Genomic DNA, 19421 nt, shown 5'->3' with positions numbered 1-19421 from the left:
AGGAGGGACGGCCTGTGCTGATCCCGCGCGAGCTGGACGACCAGCGCTTTGAGGCTATCATGCACGAGGCGGTCGGCCGCCTGCCGTGGCTGTGTCCGCAGTGGACCGACCACAATGCGCACGACCCGGGCATCACGCTTTTGGAGCTGATGGCCTGGTATAAGGAGATGCAGCAATACCAGATGGACCAGCTCACGCCCTCCCTGCGGCGGGGGCTGCTGGCGCTGGCCGGGGTGTGCCCCACGCCGCCGCAGCCCGCGGTCTGCGCGCTGGAGGCGGCGGACACGCAGGCGCGGCCCGCGTTCAGCCGCCTGACCAGCCGGCAGGAGGTGTGCTTTGAACTGCTCGAGCCGATTATGGCGCGCCGTACGACGCTCGAGCGCGTGCAGATCGAGCAGGAGGGGCGCGCCACGGACGCGGCTGATCTGCTGTCCGGCAGCATGGAGCTGCGGCCCTTTCTGTTCAGCGGACAGAGCGGCAGCGCGCTGCGGCTGGGCTTTTCCGGCGAGACGGGCGGGACGCTGCGGCTGTGGTTCGACGTAACGCCGCCGCAGGGCGCGGCTCGCAACCCGTTCGACGCGGGGCAGGATCCGCCGCGGGACATCGCGTGGACCTTTGAGGGGGCGGCGCAGGTGCGGCCGCTCTCCGATGAAACCTATGCGTTCAGCCGGAGCGGTTATGTGCGCTTGGCCGCGCCCGTGGACTGGCCCGCGGATGCGGACGGCCTGCGCTGGCTGCGGCTGACGCTCATTCGTGCGGGCTGCGAGGAGCAGCCGCGCCTGTGCGGCGTGTCCGACCGCCGGTATCAGGCGGCGCAGCAGCAGACCCGCGCCCGTAGCCACTGGTTCACCATGGAAGCGGGCGCGGGGCAGCGGGTCACGCTGGAGGACGCGCTCGCGCGCACGGCAGAGCTGGCCGTGTTCCTGCGCACGGCGCAGGGGCTGACCCAGCTCGAACAGTATGAGGAGGAGAATGTGGCGAAGGGACGTACCCTGCTGCTTGATGCTCAGGCCGCAGCCATGGATGGGGCGGACAATGTGTTAGTGGTCTGCCTGGATCCGGTTCGGGTACACGATCTGCTGTTCGATACCGTGGGCCGGCCGGGGGAGGAACTGTACCTGAATCTGGACGGCCAGACCGTGCTGCCGCAGCGCTTCCGCCTGCTGTGCCAGACGCTCGAACCGGACGGTGCGGTCCGTCCTGCGGTGTGGCACTGTGTGGATGACCTGTATGCCTGCGGCCCGCGCGACCGGGCGTTCACCTACGATCCGGTGCGGGAGACGGTTTCTTTCGGCAATGGGCGATACGGCGCGATGGTTGTGCCGGGCAAGGGCTCGGTGCTGGTGATGGATCTGACGGTGTCCCAGTGCGGCATGGGCAATATACCGGCGGACGCGGGCTTGTATTTCGAGGACGGCGGCCAGCCGGCCGGCAACACCGCCGCCTGCGGCGGGCGGGACGCGGAATCCTTGGCCGAGGCGGGGCAGCGGCTGCTGCGGCAGCTTTGCCATACAGGGAAATGCCTGTCTGCCGGCGATTATGAGGAGCAGGCGCGGCGCACACCAGGCCTGCGCGTCGCGGCGGCCAAGGCGCTGCCGGATTATGACCCGCAGGCGCCTGTGGGCGCGCGCGGGCGCGCGATGGTGACGGTGGTCGTGATTCCGGCCTCAGAGGAGAAGCGGCCCGCGCCGGACACGCGTTTTCTGGCGGCGGTGGCCCGTCGGCTGGGGCAGCGCCGGACGATCGGCGTGCGCACACAGGCGATCGGCCCGCGGTATGTGGACGTGGATGTCACGGTACAGTTGCGTACCAACGGCACGCTGGACCGCCGCACGGTGGAGGACGCGCTGGAAGCGCGTCTGTCGGCCGCGCGTGCGGATATCGGCGCACCGGTGCGGTGGAGCGACATGCTGGCACTGGTGCAGAAGCTGTCCGGCGTGCTGGAGGTGCAGAGGCTGGAGCTGCGCGGCGCGGGACCGGACGCGTACCAGACCGCGGCGGGCGATATCCGTGTGCCACCGGACGGGGTTGCCGTGCTGCGGCGCGCGGAGGTGGAGATCGGCCGCATATAGCCGCCGGTCTCCCGTAAAGGAGGGAAAACATGAGCGCCATCAAGGATCTTATGACATTATGCTGCCGCGAGCAGTGGCAGAATGGGCTGTTCCGCCATGTGGCGTGCGAGGGCGACGCGCTGGTGCTGCCACCCCCGCACCACGCGGGTGCGTTCTGCCTGCCGCCCGTGGACAGCGGGGAGAAGGGCTTTGCCTGGAGCCGGCTGATCGTGGACGCCGTGCTGCCGCAGGACTGCGGGCTGCGCATCTATACCCGCTGCGCGGACGCGCCGGACTGGGCCGCGTGGGAGGCGCTGCAGGCCGCCTTTGACGCGCCCGGGGAGGACGATCCCCTGCCGCTGCTGCGGCGCTGCTACGGCGCGCCCGAGCCGCCTGGCACGGACTGCTGGCTTTCCGGCGCCGGCCGCTACCTGTGGGTCGCTTTCGAACTGACGGCGACCGGCGCGTGCGCGCCTTCTGTCACGGCGCTGCACCTGCGCATGGGCGGCGACCATATGATCGACTACCTGCCGTCGATCTATCGGGGGGACGACTTCACCCAGCGTTACCTTTCCATTTATAACAGCATGCTTCAGGATATGGAGGACGCGGTGGAGGCCCTGCCCCGGCAGCTCGACGCGGCGGGCGCTTCGGATGCGATGCTGGGCTGTCTGGCGCAGTGGGTGTGCGTGGAACAGGGGGAAAAGGACGCGCGCGCGCGCATCCGTACCGCGCTGGACGACTTTGAAGCCCTGTACACCGTGGCGGGCGTGCGGCGCAGCGTACACCGCCTGACCGGACGGGAGCCGCTCATCATCGAGCATTTCATGGTGGACCCCAATCGGGCAGAGTGCCGCAACCCCGTGCTGTACCGCAGGCTGTACGGCGACGATCCCTACCGCTTTTTCGTCCTGCTGAACGAGGACGCCTTTGCCAGCCGCGACCGGATGGAATGGTTTTTGGTGCGGATGCAGGGGCTGATCCCAGCGGGAATGTCGCTCGAACTGGTGCTGCTTAAGCAGTGCGTGCAGCTTGACTGGCATACCTACTTGGGCATCAACTCGCGCGTGGGCAGCTATGTCCCTGCGGTGATAGACGAAAACGTCACGATTCATTATGATACAACGATCGGAGGAGCGACAACATGAGCAATGCTGATTTTTTCCCCATGGAACGCAACCGGTATTTTTATGGAAAGCTGTTGACCGTGCGTGATTTTGAGATCGAGCAGCGCTATAACCGCAGCAAAACCCAGCTGTTCAACCGGCTGCGCTTCGGCGCGGGCGTGGTGTGCGGCCTCGGCGTGGCGGCGAGCGACGATACAACCCTGCTGATTGAGAGTGGCATGGCGCTGGACTATCAGGGGCGCATGATCATGCTCGAAGAACCCATGCTGCGCAAGCTGCAGATGATCGAGGGGCAGGAGTCGCTCCTCGGGCAGAGCACAGGATACCTCTGCATGGCCTATGACGAGACCGATATCGAGCCGGTCAACGCGGTGGGTGCAGATACAGGCGAGAGCCGGCAGTTCAATATGACGCGCGAGGGCTGCCGCGTGTACCTGACCGCCCAGTCGCCCGCCTACCAGGAGCTGCTGGAAGCCGCCGGCCGCGAAAATGTGACCGTGCTGTACGCCTCGAACGAATTGACGCTCGTGCTGAGCGTGCCGTCCAACGTGTGCGGCGGGCAGGAGTTCGAGGTACAGATGCTGGTGGTCAAGAACGAAAAAACGCCGCCCGTCCATTTCCGGCTGGACGGCGAGAGCGCGTTCGTCGAAAGCGAGAACGGCCGTGTGTGCATGGAATTCAGCGAAAGTCCGGAGGAAAAGCGCCGCGTATACACGGCAGCTTTCACACTCCGCGCCCGTCAGCTCCGCGATGTGGACAGCAAGCTGTTCCCCTCCGGCGGCGAGCTTGATCTCGAGCTGGGCAGCCACCGGTATAAGAACTACATCGAGGTCGAGGCCGGAGTACATCTGTGCAGTGACCAGGCGGACCTGGACGCGCGCGTGCGCACGGCAGACAATCTGGACCGTCGCCTGCTCGGCCGCGATATCCCGATCTACCTGGCAAAGCTCGAGCTGATCAACTCCGCGGGCGGCGTGTTTCTGAGCGGCGTGACTGATCTGCCGTTCGGGCAGGCGCTCGGCCGTCAGGCAGGGCAGACCGGCGGGGGAGGCGGGCCGCAGGCGGTCACGACCTCGGTGCGCAGCCTGGAATACTGGCAGAAGCCGGATGTGAAGGCGGTCTATCAGGCAGCGACCGGAGCGCTGCATTTTGACTTCGGCATCCCCTCTCCGGAGCAGTATGACTACGCGGTCGCGCACGGCACGGTGGACCTGACCCTACCGGGCGGCATCCGCGTCAACAGCCGCGTGTATTCGGACGAGATCGCGCACGGGCTGGGGCCGGGCGCGGTGGATATTCGCCTGAGCGTGGAATTTGAGGACAAGGCGAGCGGCGATGAAACCGTCCTGCTGTACGGCAGCAGCGAGGTATTCAAGGGTAAGAACGCGCCGGCCGCGCCGCCCTGGGCGGAGGCCGCGGCGCTGGTCTATCCGGAGCGCGGCACCATGCGCATCGGCCTGTGGCTCCACGACAGCGTGGACGGCAACCGCCTGACCGTGCATTACTTCGCACAGAAGCCCGAGCGGGACACCAGCCGTATCCTGGCGCAGCGCAAGGTGAGCATCAGCGTCACGCCGGAGTTCTCGCGCGTGAGCTGCCGCGGCACGCTGCGCTTCGAGGCCGACGTGGTAGGCAGCGAGGATAAAAGCGTGCGCTGGCAGGTGCGCGAGGAGAATGGCGGCGCGATCGACCGCAACGGCATCTATCAGGCGCCCGAACTGGCGGGTACCTATGAGATCATCGCCACCGCGGGCGTGGACGAGAGCGTGACGGCGAGCGCGTTCGTCATCGTGGAATAAAGCAGGATAACGGGAAAGGAGGGCGCGCATGGAAACGGTGATGGTGCGCGGGCGGTATAAGATCGTCCGCGTGTTGGAGGCGGGAGACGATTATGCCTTTGCAGAGGCTGTGGATATCACGGAGCGCGAAACCCCTGTGCGCCTGCTCAATATCTATGAGGGGGCGTGGCTGCCCATCTATGCGCGGCTTTTCTCCGAGATAAAGGACTGCCCGGCCTTTTGCGAGGCTTTTCTGGCGGAGGAGAGCCTGACCGCGGTATTCCGGCCCTGCGGCGGCGTGCCGATCGATCGGGTTTTTTACCGCGGCGCGGATTGGTCTTGGCGCGACCGGCTGGCCTTTGCCGAGCAGCTCCTGCACCAGGCGCTGCTGTTGGCGGACCTGCCGCCAGCGGTCGGCTGTGCGGCGCTGCTGGCGGATAACGTGCGGGTGGACGCGAGGGAAAAACGCATCGCCCTGCGCTTTCGCATACACCCGATGGAGGCGATGAACGCGCGCGAGCTGGCACTGCTGGCCTCCGACCACGCGCGCAAGATACTGGCGCCCCGCTTCCGGCAGGGGGACGCGGAGCGCGCGTTCTGCCGCCGGCTGGAACGGGGGGATTTCCCGTCCATCGTTCCGCTGTACGCAGGCTGGCATCGGGCGGTGGAGGATATTACTGTGGAATACGAGGCGCTCGATCAAAAAAATGCGTTCAAGCGCTGGTTTGCGTTCCTGTGGAAAAACATAAAGAGGGCGTTCAGACGAAACCGGAGGTAAAACTGTGGGTGCGGCACGAAACAAGATATCATTCATCATCATCGGCATATTGGCCGCGTTTGTGCTGGCGCTGTTCTTCCAGCCGCTCGCGGCGGACTGCCTGTCCGTGCTGGTCAACGGCTGGGGGACCGAACGGTATCTGGCTGCGTCGGCCGGGGAAGGATCGGCCGCGGTGGTCAGCCGGACGGACGACGCTTTCCGCCTGACGACCGGCACGCTGGACGGACGGCGGACGGGCGAGCGGACCGTACAGCTGCCGGTTTCAGCGGTGGACTGCACGGTCGCGGGCCTGTATCCGGCGGCGGACGGGGCGGTTTGGCTCGGCGTATATGAGCGGGCGGACAGCGCATCGCAGAACCTGTCCGTTTACCGCATCCCGACGGACGGAGAAGCGGAGCGCCTGCTCGTGTATCCCTGCACGGGCGCGGCGACAGGGCAGGGTACGTTCCTGTCCGGTTTCAGCGAGCAGGACGGCGCGGTGCAGTTTGTGCTGGTGGATGACGGCATGGCGCAGATATACCGCTGCGGCGCGGGAAGTGGCCTGCAGCAAGGCGAGCTTCTGCCCGCCCGCGTCGCGTCCGCGGCCGCGGTGCTGGCGGACGCGACGGCCGCGCTCGGCGGCGCGGGGTGGCTCGAGCTGGACGGGAGGAGCGTGGACTTTTCCCTGGACAACTGCATAGTGGCATATTTGACACAGGTTGGCACGGGTCTTTTTTACATAGACAGCGCCAGCCTAAAGGTGTTTTATTGCGACCTTGCCGGGACGGCGTGCGCGGAGGTGTTCGACCTTGGGCGCAGCGCGACGCTGGACGGGCTGAACAGTCTGTCGTTCGGCGGGGATGGCAGCGTGCTGCTGCTGCGGGACGGGCGCACGCTTGAACGGGTGACCGAGAGCCGCGTGGATTCGCTGAACGGCCTGCTGTACCGCTCGGACGCGGCCAGCATTGCGATACTGGCCGGCCTGCTGCTCGGCTGGCTGCTGGCAACGGCGCTGGTCTGGTACCTGCTGTGCGGCCGGCGGCACAGCTTCCTGCCGTTGGCGGTCGGCGCGGGCGGCGTACTGGCCGTGTGTGCGCTGGCGGCCGGCACGCTGGCCGGCGGCCTGATGGTCGGGCCGATGGTGCGCGGCAATCTGGTGCGAGAGGTGGAAAGCGTGCTGGCAGGCGCCGCGGTGATAGCGGCGGACAGCGGCGCGCCGGACGAAGAACTGCCCGCGCAGATCGAGAACAGCCTGAGCGCCCTGTCCTCGGGCGATTATGCGGCGGTAACGGCCGCGGTATACGAACAGAGCGGGGGCGGCTGGATAGTGTGCGGCGGCGCGCTGCCGGCGGGGAGCAGGGCGGCGCTTTCGCCGGGCTTTTCCGAAGCGCTGGCGCGGCAGGCTGTGTTAAACGGCAGCGCTTTCTCGCAGGAGGGGGAGGCGTTCTGCCTCTGCCTGTATCGGGAGGGGAAAGCGGTTTTCCTGACAGCGGCGGGCGGCGCGCTGGCCGCGCGGCTGGAGGATAACACAGCGCGTGTCATATCCGGCCTGTGGGCGGGTATCGCGCTGCTTTGGGCGGCGGCGGTGATCGTGCTGTTGTTGGTCGGCCGCGGGCTGGGCTGCGTCAGCCGTGCGATGGAGCGGTTGTCCGGCGGGAACACGGCCGCGCGGCTTTCGCTTTCCACCGGAGACGAGCTGGAAGGGCTGGCCGCGTCGTTCAACAGCATGGCGCGCGCCATGCAGCGGCAGGAGGACAACCTTGCGGGGGTGATCCGCGCCTATCTGCGGTTCGTACCCGAGCGCGTGCTCGCCCTGCTGGGCAAGGACTCGGTTTTGGAGGTTGACAAGCGCACGTTCGCATCGCGGCGCATGTCCGCGATGCAGGTATGGTTCGAGTTCCCAGGACGGGTATACGACAACGCCACACGCGCCTTGTTTGAAAGCATCAACGAGGTGATCGAGCGCACGGCCGCAATCGTGGCGCGCAAGGGTGGAACGGTGTTCAACTTCGCCTACAATGGCTATGACGTGGTGCTGGATGGCGGCGAGGCTGACGCGGTCAGCACGGCGGTAGCTGTGCAGCAGGAGGTGCTCTCGCTCAACGAGCAGCGCGCGATCGACGGCCTGCCGACGGTTACGCTGCGTATTGCGCTGGACGTGGGCGAGGTGATGATCGGCGTCGTCGGCGACGAGAACCAGATGGAGCCGGCCACGATCTCCGCCAGCTTTACCACCGCGCGCCACCTGATCGGCTTGGCAGGGCGGCTGGACGCGGGCATCCTGTGTACGGAGAACGTGATCGCCGGTGCGGCGGGCTATGGCAGCCGCTATATGGGCAAGAGCCGCCAGGGGGACGAGCTGCTCCGTGTTTACGAGATATTCGACGGCGACCCGTACGGCGTGCGCCGCGGCAAAGAGACGACCGGCCGGCAGTTTTCGCAGGGTGTGTTCGCGCTGTATAGCCATGATTTTGCCGCCGCCAAGCGCATCTTCCTCGAGCTGGTGCACGACCACCCGGGCGATGGCGGGGCGCGCTATTATCTCTATCTGGCTGACCGGCTGGCCAGCCGGCCGGAGCAGGAGGTCAGCCTGGAATATGGAATATGACGGGAGGGCTGCGCGATGGGCTTGACACAGCTTGACATCATCCGCAAACAGATCGAATCCACGGTCAAAAACCGCGCCGCGGGCGAGACGGCAAAGCTGCGGCGCAAGACCAGCCTGATCGGTGAAATCAGCCGGCTGGCCGGCAGGGCCAACAGCGCGATCGACGGAGCGGGACGCGATGCCGCGCGCCGTCGCGCGGGCAGGCAGCCGGAGGAGCTGGAGGACGACGCGGCATGGGACGCGCCGGACGAGGGCGCGCGGCCGTACATCTGCGCGGACGGCTATGTCCGCCGCTCGCCGGAGCAGACGCTTTACACCCCGCCGGATTACCGGCGCAGGCTGCTGTTGCGGGCGGCAGGGCTTGCGGCGGCGGTGGTACTGGCGCTGGCCGCGTTGTGGCTGCTGGTCCATTATTCCGTTTTGAGCATCTGAGAGAGTATGACGTGTAACAGGGGTACACGCCTGAGGAGGAACACATTTTGCTGAGCCATTTGCTGACACAACTGCTGCGGTCTTTCGGGATATTTTTCCGTACGATCCGTGCGTTTTTCACCCGCCGTCTGGTGGGGCTGTGGGCGCGTCTCAAACGGCTCACCAATTTTTCGCGGCAGGCGACCAAGGTGGCGGCGGACTCGCTGCAGTCCGCCGCTGCGATCGCCAAAAAGCCGACCTCGCGCGGCGATTATGTGGAGACCGGACGGCTGTTCATTTCCAAAAAGTTTTTGCTCACGCTGGCGGTCGGCGTGATCGTGCTGGCGCTGCTGGCGTATTTCGTGGCGTGGCCGTTCCTCCTGAGCCATTTCTTTACCGCGCATTTTTATGTGGGGGACAACCGCATCGAAAACTGGACCGGCCGTGTGGTCGTCTATTCGGATGCGGAGAAAACCCTCCCCCTGTATGAGGGACGGCTGGAGGACGGCCTGCTGCAGGGCCAGGGCAGGGAATACGACGAGGCGGGGCTGCTCCTTTACGAGGGCGCGTTCGCGGACGGCCGCCGCGAGGGCAAAGGCACGGCCTATGAGGCGGGGCTCCTGCTGTACGAGGGCGAGTTTGCGGACGGCCTGTATGAGGGAGAAGGGACGCTGTATCAGGACGGCGTGCTGCTGTACGAGGGAGGCTTTGCCGGCGGCGTACAGTCCGGCGAGGGTATGGCGTATTACGCAAACAGCGGCGTGCAGTACAAAGGTGCGTTCGCGGACGGCCTGTATGAGGGCCAGGGGACGGCATACGACGAGCAGGGCGTCAAGCTATACGAGGGCGGCTTCGCGCAGGGACTGTATAGCGGCGAGGGCAGCCTGTATCCGGCGGAAAACGAGCGGATCGACGCGGTATTTGCGGACGGCGCGCCCGACGGCTCAATCCAATGGTACAAGGCGGGACGGCTGTATTACGACGGCGAGGCGGACGGCACGGTCCCCATGGGCTTCGGCACCCTGTACACCCAGAGCGGCAAGACCGCCTATGTCGGCCGGATGGCGAACGGCACCGTGGACGGCGCCTGGCTGGTGACGCTGACCGCGGAGGAGTTCCGCGAGGCGCTCGGCGAGAGCGGCACGGCCGACTACGACAAGGTAAGCGGCGGCTTTGTCATCAGCTCGCCCGCCATCGGCCTGTCCGCGCTGTGCAGCTACCAGACCGCGGACAGCGAGCCGGCGGTGCATACGGTCTACCTGTCCGCGCCGCGCGAATCCCGCTTTGCTCTGCTGCCGGGGCAGGCGAACGTGACGCTGGATGGATGGCCGGCTCCCGCGGTAAGCACGCGGCAGTACAGCAAGACCGACGGCGTGAACCTGTCCACAGGCTCGTATGCCAGCGAGGTCTATGCGCTGGACGGCTGCAACGCCGAGGTGCTGCGCAAAAACGACCAGGCCGTGCTGGTGCGCTGGGCGCTGGCCACCGCCCTGCCAGCCGCGTCGGATGCGGACGCTGCGGCGGAAGCGGAGGCCGCGGCCAAGGAGCAGGCACAACTCGAGGCGTTCCTGGCGTCGCTCGACCGGATGAACGGCACCGGCGCGGTGCAGCAGAACGCGGAAAACCCGTATTACGGCCAGGCGGACGTGAGCGGCGCGTTTTCCGGCTGCGCGACCGCGTCGGACGCGGCGCGCGCGGTCGAGGCGATGTTGGACTATTGGGAGAACGCGGAGCAGCGCGCCGCGCTCGAGGGCAGTCTGACGCGCACGCAGGAGCTGCTGCGCGACGCGCAGAACGCGCAGGCGAGCGGCACGGGTAGTGCGGACGCGGTATCCGCGCTGCAGAGCCGCCAGACTGAGCTAAACGGTCAGATCAGCGTCTGCACCACCGAAATGGCCAAGGCTGCGATGGAGGCGGCCGCTGCGGGCGGCGGCGATCCCGCGCTGTACGACCTGAGCGGGCTGTCTGTGCTGTTCGACCCGACGACGCTACAGGTCAACGATCTGGCGCTGGTGGCCGCCGCTTATGCGCAGGCCGGCGGCGATGCGGACAGTGCTGACAGCGCGGCGGACGACGCGCGCACGCTGGCGCTTAAAACGGCGCTGGCCGATCTTACGGCGGCATATAGCGGTGTAAACAGCGCGCGGTCCACCTATGAGCAGGCCGCGTCCGCGGCGTCGGACGCGGCGGGCGCCTATGCGATGGGTACGGGCAGCAAGGCGGGATGGTACGAAGCGCTCTCCGCGCGCGCGGACAGCCAGACCGCGCTCTATCAGGCGGTCGGCGTGTTCACCCGGCAGGCCAATACGCTCAACGAGCTGACCGGCGGCTGGGTATCGCGCACGCAGGACTGGCTGGCGGAGGCGCTGCTTCCGCTGTACGATACATCCGCACAATAACGGAAAGGAAGTGAACGGGCTTGGCTGATTATACTGCCATCGTCGAGGCGGGCAACGCAGTGGTGGAGCTGCTGCGCGACAGCCTGACCCCCGAGCCGCTGGGCAACCGCGAGCTAATCGCGCTGTGCTCTCCACATGAGAGCGAGAACAACCAGCTAACGCTGTACCTGTATCATATCGAGGAAGAAAATCAGAACATGACGAGCGGCTATTACCAGATGGACCAGAACACCCAGCGCCGCACGGCGGCGCAGTATACCCTGCGCTATCTGGCGACCGCCCATTCCAAAGCGCCGGCGCAGCTCCGGCAGGCCGACCAGCACCGCATTATCGGTGCGGCGATCCAGACCCTGCGGGACAATCCGGTCGTGCCGCAGCGGTACCTGGCCGGCTCGCTCGCGGAGGAGCGCGCGCAGCTCCATCTGGCGGTGGAGAAGGTGCCGCTCGAACAGCTGCTCAAGATTTGGAACAACACCTCCAAGGAATACAAGCTGTCTTTCGTACTCATGGTCACCGGCGTGACGATCGCCTCCCGTCGGCAGCGCCGCATCGCGCGCGTCACCGATTTCAAGGTCGCGATCGATCCGGAGGCGCACGAGGGCCAAGTGCAGCGCCGCGTGAGCGCGGTGCTGCGGCTGCGGGACGGATTTTTGGGTACGCCGGTCGAAAACAGCGGCGCGCTGTTCCGCGTGGATGGCGCGCCCAGCCAGCCGCAGGCAAAGCAGGGCGGTTATCGGGTCTGGACCGATCTGCCGGCCGGTCGGCATACCCTGTCGGTCAGCCTGCGCGGCTTCCAGACCGAGGAGCTGGTCATGGAGATCCAGCCCGATGCGGTGTGGGAGGGCAGCGCCGACCTCAAGCCAGGGCTGGGCTATCCCTTTGGCAAGGACGCGGCCACGGTGCGCCTGACTGTCACGCGCGGCGGGAAGCCGCTGGCGGACCAGCCGGTCTGGCTGGCGGCGGCCGAGTCCGCGCCGCTCAAGCTGGCGCAGGATAAGGCGGAGCAGGGCGCGCAGACGCTGCGCCTGTTCTGCCGGGGCGGGGCGGACACGCTGCCCGTGCCGGGCGTATTCCTGCTTGAGGAGAAAGAGGCGCCCGAGCTGGTTCACCTGCAGGCGGTCGAGGGAGAGGAAGGCCGTCTGGCCGCGCCGTTGGCGCACGCGCACACGCGCGGCAGGGCGCTCCTGCCCGCGCAGCAGTATCGCACGGACGGGCAGGGCCGCCTCAGCATGATGCTGCGCGAGGCGGCACGGCTGGCCGTGTTCTGCGGCGGCAGCATACAGTACGCTGAGCCCGTCACGGACGGGGAGCAGGCAGTCATCCTGCGGTTTGAATAAGGAGAAAAAGCATGGCAAATCCAGTCGTCAATACAGCGGTATGCACCTGTTCGTTCGGCACCGTGCCGATGGTGCTGCCGGTCGTTTCTCAGCAGACGGTCATGATGGGCAGCATGCCCGCGGCGACCATTATGGACAACAAATGCACGACCTTCGGTATGTGTTCCTGCCCGGCCAATCCGGCGGTCGCGGCGGCGACCGCCGCTGCGCTGGGTGTGCTGACGCCCAGCGCCTGCATACCGGTAACCGTCGCGCCGTGGACGCCCGGCGCGCCGACCGTCGCGGTCTGCGGTAAAACACTGCTCAATAACGCGAGCAAGCTGATGTGCCAGTACGGCGGCGTGATTCAGGTGACGATGACGCCAGCGGTGACGGTCAAAACACCGTAAAAGGAGGAGACGCGATGCGGGCGGAGGAAATCCGGCCGGTCGACCTGACGACCGGCGCGGGGTATGACAGCCAATGGGCGCTGATGCGCGACCTGTTCGTGTGGCTCGACCTGCGGCTGTACTATTTTTACGCGCACCATCAATGGCTCGGCCCAGCGAGCGAGATGAAAAACATGCTCGGGCTGGTGGTGACGCGCGAGGAGTTCGAGCACCAGCTCGCCCGATCCGCCCAGATGGGGCTGGAGGAGGAACTGGAGCCGGAGGAGAGCGCTCAGATTGGGGAGGCGCAGGCGGCGATCGCCCTGCGGCTGGGGCGCAAGGGCGGAGCGGATATCCCGCTGCTGCGTCTGTTCGAGCGCTGCGGTCTGGATGCGTTCGAGCAGAACTGCGTGATATTGGCGTACGCGGCTGTGCTCGACCGCAAATATGAAAAGCTGCTCGCCTACTTGCAAGACGATATGACCCGCAAAAGCCCGGGTGTCGCGCTGGCGGTGCAGCTTTTCCTGCCTAAGGGCGGCGATATGGAGCAGTATCTGGCGCGATTCGCCTGGCAGGGGCGGTTTTCCCGCCTGTTCGAGCCGGACGCGCTGGCGCGGGGCGAGCTTGTGCTGCAGCCGCTGACGCTGGAATACCTTTCCGGTGGGACGATCGCGGGCCGGCAGGGATTGACGGTGTTCGACGGGGCGGCGGGCCGCCCAGACGGCCCGCTCATCGTGCAGGGGGAGGTTGCGCGGCGGCTGGACCGCATGATGGAGGAGCGCCTGCCCTGCGTACTCTGCCTGTCCGGCGGGGCGGGCAGCGGTAAGCTGTTCCAGATCAAGCACCTGCTGGCGCGGCACCGGCAGCGCGGCGTGTTCGCCGATCTGGAAGGGGAGGACTGGCGCGCGCGCGCCGGGGAGGCCGCGCTCGCGGCCTGCCTGCTGGACGCCTATCTGTGCTTTTACCATCTGGATCGGGAAAACGAGGCAGGCGACCGGATCGCCGCACCGCAGCAGTTAGTGGACGCGCTCTGCGCTATGGAAACCGGCAGGGAACGCCTGTTCCTGCTGTCGCGCCTGCCGGTGCGGGCGCGGGTGCAGCGGCTGACCGTCGATCTGGAACTGCCGCCGCTGACCGAGAGCGAGCGGCTCGAACTGTTCCGCACCCACCTGCGGGACAGCCGCCTGGCGCCCGACGTGACCGCCGAGGAGCTGGCGGCCAAGTTCCATTTCTCCCCACAGCAGATCCGACAGGCCTGCCGCCAGGCGGCGGGAATGGCGGCGCTGGACGGGCAGGAACTGCTGGACGGCGCGCGGCTGCATGCCGCCTGCTACCGGCAGGTGGTGCATAAGCTGGGCGATCTGGCGCACCGCGTGCCGGCGGCGTATACCTGGGACGACGTGGTGCTGCCCTCCGCGCAGAAGCGGCTGATACAGCAGGCCTGCGGGCATATCCGCTACCGCTACCGCGTGTATCATCAGTGGGGTTTTGAAAAAAAGGTCGCCTATGGCCGCGGACTGTCCATCCTGTTTGCGGGCGCGCCCGGCACGGGCAAGACCATGTGCGCGCAGATCATCGCGCGCCAGCTCAACATGGAGATGTACAAGATCAACATTTCGCAGATCGTCAGCAAATACATCGGCGAGACCGAGAAAAACCTGCAGGCGGTGTTCGCCGAGGCGAAGAACTCCAACTGCATCCTGTTTTTTGACGAATGCGACGCGCTGTTCGGCAAGCGCAGTGAGGTGAAGGACTCGCACGACCGCAACGCCAACGTCGAGGTTGCGTACCTGCTGCAGCAGATCGAGGAGTACGACGGGGTGTGCATCCTGGCGACCAACCTGATCGGCAACATCGACGAGGCGTTCATGCGCCGCATCACCTATGTGGTGAATTTCCCCTTTCCGGACCGCCGTATGCGCGAGGATATCTACCGGCGCATGATGCCCTCCGCCACCCCGCTGGCCGGGGATATCGACTGGGGCTTTCTGGCGGAGAAGTTCGAGCTGTCCGGCGGGCATATCAAGAATATCGTGCTGTCGGCCGCGTTCATGGCGGCGGGCGAGGACAGACCGATCGGCATGCGGCACCTGCTGCGCGCCGCGGTGGGCGAAATGAAGAAAAACGACATCGTCGTCGTGCGGGAGGAGCTGCGCGAGTATGCCGACCTGCTGACAGACGAGGGGGAACAGGCCCCGTAACGGAGAGGATGCAAGATGAACAAGCAACAACGCAACATACTGGCTGGCGTGCTGGCAGCGACCACCGTGGATATCCTGCTGCTGGCGGCGGTGCGGCCGTCTGCAGGGTTGGTCGCGGCCTGTGTCGGAATGGCGGCTGTGGGCGCTGTGCTGGCGGCGTGGGCTCTGCGTCTGCTGCGGGACGGGGCGGACGACGGTTTGGACGACCTGCGCGAAGCGGTCGAACGATGCGCCGCGGACGAGGAGGACGCGCTCCCGCCCGATCTGACCGGACGCGGCGGTGCAGTCGGCGCGCTGGCGCAGGCTGTGCAGCGACTGGCCGAGCGGGAGGATGACCGGCTGGAACAGGCCTGCCGCTCGGCCGCACAGGAGGCTGAGGAGCGCGCGCGCCGCAGCATGGCGGAGGAGATCTGCGCGTCCGCCCTGCCGCAGGTGCTGCCCGATATCCCCAGCCGCGCGCACTTTGAGGTGAGCGGCCTGATCGAGCAGGGCATGGGGCGGGACTGCCGCTTTTACGACTATTTCTTTATCGATCCCGGCCTGCTGTGCATCGTGCTGGGGCAGACGCCGGGCGGCGGCGTGGCGGAAGCGCTGTTCATGGTCATCGCACAGACGACCATCCGCAGCCGCCTGCGGCAGGGGCGCTCGCTGGAGGAAACGATGGCGGACGTGAACACCCAGCTGTACGACCTGGGCAGCCAGTTCAGCCTGAACGCGCTGGTGGCCACGCTCAGCACGGCGGACGGGCGCTTTACCTATGTCAACGCGGGGCAGCAACAGCCGCTGTTCATGCGCAACGAGGACCGCTATGAGTGGCTGGAGGCGCCGGTCTATGCGCCGCTGGGCATGAACGAGAACGTGTCTTACCGCTCGCAGGAGCTGCGCTTCAAGCAGGGGGACCGCATCTTCCTGAACACAGCGGGGCTGACCGACCTGCCTGACCGGACGGGCGAGGCCTATGGCGGGCAGCGCCTGCGCGCCGACCTCAATACCAGCCGCAGCAAAAATCTGGACAGCGGCGAACTGCTGCGCTTTGTGGCCGATCACGCGCTGGCGCACTGTAGCAGCGGACGGGACAACGGCGGCTTTGCCCTGCTTACCCTGCTGTTCTGCAAGGGCGATAAGGAGCTGGCGCACTGCGACGTACCCGCACGGCCGGAGTGTGCAGGCGAGGTGACCGCGTTCCTCAAAAAGCAGTTCGAAGATAACGGCATCGACAAGCGGCACTATGCGCGCGAAGCGGTCGTGGTGGACGAGGTGTTTGCGCTCTGCTGCCGCAGGGCGGAGCCGGACAGTCATGTGATGGTGGAGTGCGGCGTAGCGCCGGATGCGCAGATGGTCAATATTCGTGTAACGGCGGTGCTGGACGGCGTGGATCCGATGGAGTCCGCGGACGCGGAGCCGGCGGGAAACGCGGTCAGCTTCATCCGAGACAATGCGGATTACATCACCTTCAAACCGGGGAAGGAGCGGGACACGATCACCATTGTGTGCTTCCTGAGCTGAACCGATATGGCGTGCGGGGCCTTGCGGCTTGAAGCCTTCCTATGGTGTGAAAGCACCGCCCGACAAAGGAGTCGGACGGTGCTTTTGCATGTGAGATAACAGGCGGGAGGGACAACGGCGGCAACGCGCCGGTACTGATCGCGTCCGCGCCCCGCAGATTGATGACTTTCTGAGCCGTAACGCCGTATCCGGCGCCGATATGCCGTCCATGCGGGCGGCCCCGCTTGAAATTTGCCGGACGGTAATGGTATAACAAAAATAACTTTACAGCGATAAATTTTTCAACATCCGGTGCAGCACGCCTCGCGTCCCCAGCAGAGCGGCGGCTGTAAGGCTCCATCCTGTGCTGGATGTCTGGAACAGGAGGAAACGCTACATGGAACGTATTAATCAGCTGTCTGCGTGTGCATCTGATATGAATACCATTCTGATTATTGACGATGACGAAATCAACTGAGGGATACTGCAGCATTTATTCTCACAATAGTATGCCAGCGAGGAGGCGGACAACGGCCGCTCCGGACTGCAGGCCATCTTGCGGGGGCGTGGCCATTCGTGCGCGGTGCTGCTGCATGTGTTCAGGCCGGATAACAACGGCCTGGAAGCCCTGCGGGGGCTGAAAGAGGAGGATTGGCCCTGCTGGAAACGCTTCCTGTGTTCCTCATTACAGCCGAGCCGGACGCCTCCATGAAAGCCGCCTACGAGATGGGGGCATGGATATCATCAGCAAGCCAGTGGTCCCCTATATGGTGCTGTGTCGGGTGAACTCGGTGGTAAAACTGTTCCAGGCAAGACGGCGGCTGCAAAGCTGTGTGAATGATAGCTTTCGGGAACCGCGTATTCGATATCCATGACGCTTTCGTTGGTCAGGCACACATCCATGGCCAGCACGTCCCCCACCCTTCCAGATTGCGGGAGATGGTGAAATCGCATCTATGTATATGTCGCTGAATACGATCCCGGCGGCGGACAGAGTACTGCGGTACTAGTCGGCGGAGCCGTAATCATACGCCGCATCCCTCCACAGGGGGCGCAATAATCTTTCCGCCGATCACGGCGTAAGGGTCCACAATATAGCTTCCGAACAGTTCTTCCAGTTTGCCGCTGTAGCTCCGCAGCCATGCTGGCAGTGCGTCGCTCCCTGCGTCCTCCCGACACAGTTCGTCCATATATTTGCTCGCCATATCCAGCGCCTTGAGGTAATCATCCAGCCGCTGTTGCTTGGATACTGCGTGAAACAAAGCGTTTCTCCGCTGCTTGCTTTGTATTTTATGACAGCGTAAAGGGGACTTTGCAATATTGCCGCCGCATTTCGTTGTATGGTACGGCGGTCGCCCGCGGAGGCGCGGTAGCATGCGGCTGCTTTTCCATCGCTCCCAGTGCTTTTTGCAGCGCGTTCACCGCGCCGCTGAGGCAATAGTGTCGGTAGCGGGAGGGTGGAATGGACTGCTCTATTCCCGCGATATAGGAAACGCTCCCCGCCATATCGCCCTGGCTGCACAGGCCGCTCAAGACGTTGACATGGTGGCGTAAATCGTGAAGCCGGATGCGGTTTCCCTGCGGCTGGGTCGTAAGTTCGGCGTAATACCGTTCGGACATGGCCAGTTGGACCTCATGTTCCTTGGCGTGGTCCGCAGAGGCCTTTACCCGACTCAGGCAAATCACCAGCATGAACAGCACCGCGCCGCTGACTGCGCATACGTGCAGCAGATTGATATGCTCGCCCCTGCGGTAGAAGATTAGCTCGGGATAGGTGGTCATGGCGAGGATCATCAGCTCCAGCATGAACACCGTCATGGCCAGCGGTGTCCAAGGTACCCTTTCGGCGCGCCACAGGTGCTGGAAGCGGGGAGTCCGGAAGCGCACCGCAAAGACTGTCCCCAGTATGATGCCCAGGTTGCGCACGCAAAGCATGCCGGGATTCGCGGTGTCAAAGGGGAAAACCAGGACCCGATCACATAGCCTGCGGTAGAACTCAGGATGGAAACCGCGTCGCAGGAAAAAGATGCACCAGAACTGTCCGGCCGGCCGCTGGGCAACAAAAAGCCCTGCAGCGATCTGGGGGGAACCAGTAGGCGGTGCCGAATATGGAGATGGCGGTATCCGGATCGAAAAGAGCCGCCAGCACACTGTAGCAGCCCGACAGAGCCAGCACTACGGCGTTAAAGAAGTCGAAATCGATATTTTGTTTTTCTATGTAAAATCATACAAATTATAGCGTTTTTCGCCCGTCCCACAATAGGCAGGGAAAGTTAGACGGGAAACGGGCGCGTTCCGTTGTGCGCGGTGGAGAGGATTAGACGAAATATTGATTTTGCAAAGATGCGAGGGACGTATGGGGGCAGCCGGCAGCCGCAGGGATTTTCGCCCAGCGGAAGGAGCATGCCTTTTTCCGCGCTTTGCCAGATATAATTGATCAGCATGCTGAGGAAGATCAAAATACCTATGTAGCCGTATATGGGAAAAATTGATAATAGGTTTTTTCCCGATTTCAGTATAAAGCTCGTAAGCGGCTTATCTGTAATTATGGGAAAGCTGAATTTCAAAAACAACCGAGCCTTAACTGAGAATCAATAAAACAGTTGAGAGGAGGGTAACTAACGGTCGGAAAAGTATGATAGCATGTGGGTTGCAGGTCGGCAGTAGACATAATAACTAAAAAGGGACGTTCTGCAGAACGTCCCTTTTTGCTGTTATCCACGGAGGGATATGAGGAGTATACCACCGTGTCGGCCAAGGCCAGTTACAGCGGCATATTGAGAAAAAAGAAGAAAAGAGAAAGGGTCAATCAATAAAGAGGCCGCGTCTGGGGAGCTCATGCACGCTCTTCCAGCCGTCGCTGAGGGGCTCGCGGAGGCAGGGCTCGATCTCCTCGTAA

13 protein-coding genes are annotated in these 19421 nt (G+C 64.8%); 11 read left to right on the top strand and 2 right to left on the bottom strand.

Features of this window, described 5'->3' with window-relative positions; all coding sequences use genetic code 11:
- The first annotated feature begins 14 nt into the window (after positions 1 to 14).
- The 11 genes from H8S45_RS07335 to H8S45_RS07285 are packed head-to-tail and all read left to right on the top strand — an operon-like array spanning position 15 to position 16543.
- A complete protein-coding gene (locus H8S45_RS07335; protein WP_186949868.1) occupies positions 15 to 2072 on the top strand; it encodes a baseplate J/gp47 family protein in 2058 nt (685 codons plus the stop codon).
- Between the two features lie 29 nt (positions 2073 to 2101).
- Positions 2102 to 3199 (top strand): hypothetical protein, encoded by a 1098-nt coding sequence (locus H8S45_RS07330; protein WP_054326486.1) that lies wholly within the window; start codon positions 2102 to 2104, stop codon positions 3197 to 3199.
- A complete protein-coding gene (locus H8S45_RS07325; RefSeq protein WP_147574060.1) occupies positions 3196 to 4977 on the top strand; it encodes an Ig-like domain-containing protein in 1782 nt (593 codons plus the stop codon). Before H8S45_RS07330 ends, H8S45_RS07325 begins: the two co-directional genes overlap by 4 nt.
- A gap of 28 nt (positions 4978 to 5005) precedes the next feature.
- Positions 5006 to 5734 (top strand): hypothetical protein, encoded by a 729-nt coding sequence (locus H8S45_RS07320; protein ID WP_147574061.1) that lies wholly within the window; start codon positions 5006 to 5008, stop codon positions 5732 to 5734.
- Between the two features lie 4 nt (positions 5735 to 5738).
- Positions 5739 to 8321 carry a HAMP domain-containing protein gene (locus H8S45_RS16740; RefSeq protein WP_186949866.1) on the top strand — a complete coding sequence of 861 codons (2583 nt, stop codon included), beginning with the start codon at positions 5739 to 5741 and terminating at the stop codon, positions 8319 to 8321.
- A 15-nt stretch (positions 8322 to 8336) separates the two neighbouring features.
- A complete protein-coding gene (locus H8S45_RS07310; protein ID WP_054326493.1) occupies positions 8337 to 8753 on the top strand; it encodes a hypothetical protein in 417 nt (138 codons plus the stop codon).
- A gap of 47 nt (positions 8754 to 8800) precedes the next feature.
- Positions 8801 to 11131, top strand: coding sequence for an MORN repeat-containing protein (locus tag H8S45_RS07305; protein WP_054326494.1), 2331 nt, complete (start codon positions 8801 to 8803; stop codon positions 11129 to 11131).
- Between the two features lie 20 nt (positions 11132 to 11151).
- A complete protein-coding gene (locus H8S45_RS07300) occupies positions 11152 to 12468 on the top strand; it encodes a DUF4255 domain-containing protein (RefSeq protein ID WP_054326495.1) in 1317 nt (438 codons plus the stop codon).
- An 11-nt stretch (positions 12469 to 12479) separates the two neighbouring features.
- A complete protein-coding gene (locus H8S45_RS07295; RefSeq protein WP_054326496.1) occupies positions 12480 to 12857 on the top strand; it encodes a DUF4280 domain-containing protein in 378 nt (125 codons plus the stop codon).
- A gap of 14 nt (positions 12858 to 12871) precedes the next feature.
- The gene (locus H8S45_RS16260) at positions 12872 to 15037 is read left to right on the top strand and encodes an ATP-binding protein (protein WP_054326497.1); all 2166 of its coding nucleotides are present in this window, start codon (positions 12872 to 12874) and stop codon (positions 15035 to 15037) included.
- Between the two features lie 15 nt (positions 15038 to 15052).
- Positions 15053 to 16543, top strand: coding sequence for a PP2C family protein-serine/threonine phosphatase (locus tag H8S45_RS07285; RefSeq protein WP_054326498.1), 1491 nt, complete (start codon positions 15053 to 15055; stop codon positions 16541 to 16543).
- Between the two features lie 1004 nt (positions 16544 to 17547).
- Here H8S45_RS07285 and H8S45_RS07280 read toward each other — a convergent pair.
- Positions 17548 to 17784, bottom strand: coding sequence for a hypothetical protein (locus H8S45_RS07280; RefSeq protein WP_054326499.1), 237 nt, complete (start codon positions 17782 to 17784; stop codon positions 17548 to 17550).
- A gap of 28 nt (positions 17785 to 17812) precedes the next feature.
- Positions 17813 to 18457, bottom strand: coding sequence for a hypothetical protein (locus tag H8S45_RS07275; RefSeq protein WP_054326500.1), 645 nt, complete (start codon positions 18455 to 18457; stop codon positions 17813 to 17815).
- Positions 18458 to 19421 lie beyond the last annotated feature (964 nt).

The organism is Agathobaculum faecis, assembly GCF_014287995.1.
Classification (GTDB): Bacteria; Bacillota; Clostridia; order Oscillospirales; family Butyricicoccaceae; genus Agathobaculum; species Agathobaculum ammoniilyticum.
Note: the sequence above shows the minus strand (reverse complement) of the source record. Positions and strands in the feature narration are given on the sequence as shown.

Coding starts and splice junctions, on each gene's coding strand:
- H8S45_RS07325 (WP_147574060.1), top strand. CDS start 3,196: ATGAGCAATGCTGATTTTTTCCCCATGGAACGCAACCGGTATTTTTAT.
- H8S45_RS07285 (WP_054326498.1), top strand. CDS start 15,053: ATGAACAAGCAACAACGCAACATACTGGCTGGCGTGCTGGCAGCGACC.
- H8S45_RS07275 (WP_054326500.1), bottom strand. CDS start 18,457: ATGCTTTGCGTGCGCAACCTGGGCATCATACTGGGGACAGTCTTTGCG.
- H8S45_RS07295 (WP_054326496.1), top strand. CDS start 12,480: ATGGCAAATCCAGTCGTCAATACAGCGGTATGCACCTGTTCGTTCGGC.
- H8S45_RS16260 (WP_054326497.1), top strand. CDS start 12,872: ATGCGGGCGGAGGAAATCCGGCCGGTCGACCTGACGACCGGCGCGGGG.
- H8S45_RS07310 (WP_054326493.1), top strand. CDS start 8,337: ATGGGCTTGACACAGCTTGACATCATCCGCAAACAGATCGAATCCACG.
- H8S45_RS07320 (WP_147574061.1), top strand. CDS start 5,006: ATGGAAACGGTGATGGTGCGCGGGCGGTATAAGATCGTCCGCGTGTTG.
- H8S45_RS07330 (WP_054326486.1), top strand. CDS start 2,102: ATGAGCGCCATCAAGGATCTTATGACATTATGCTGCCGCGAGCAGTGG.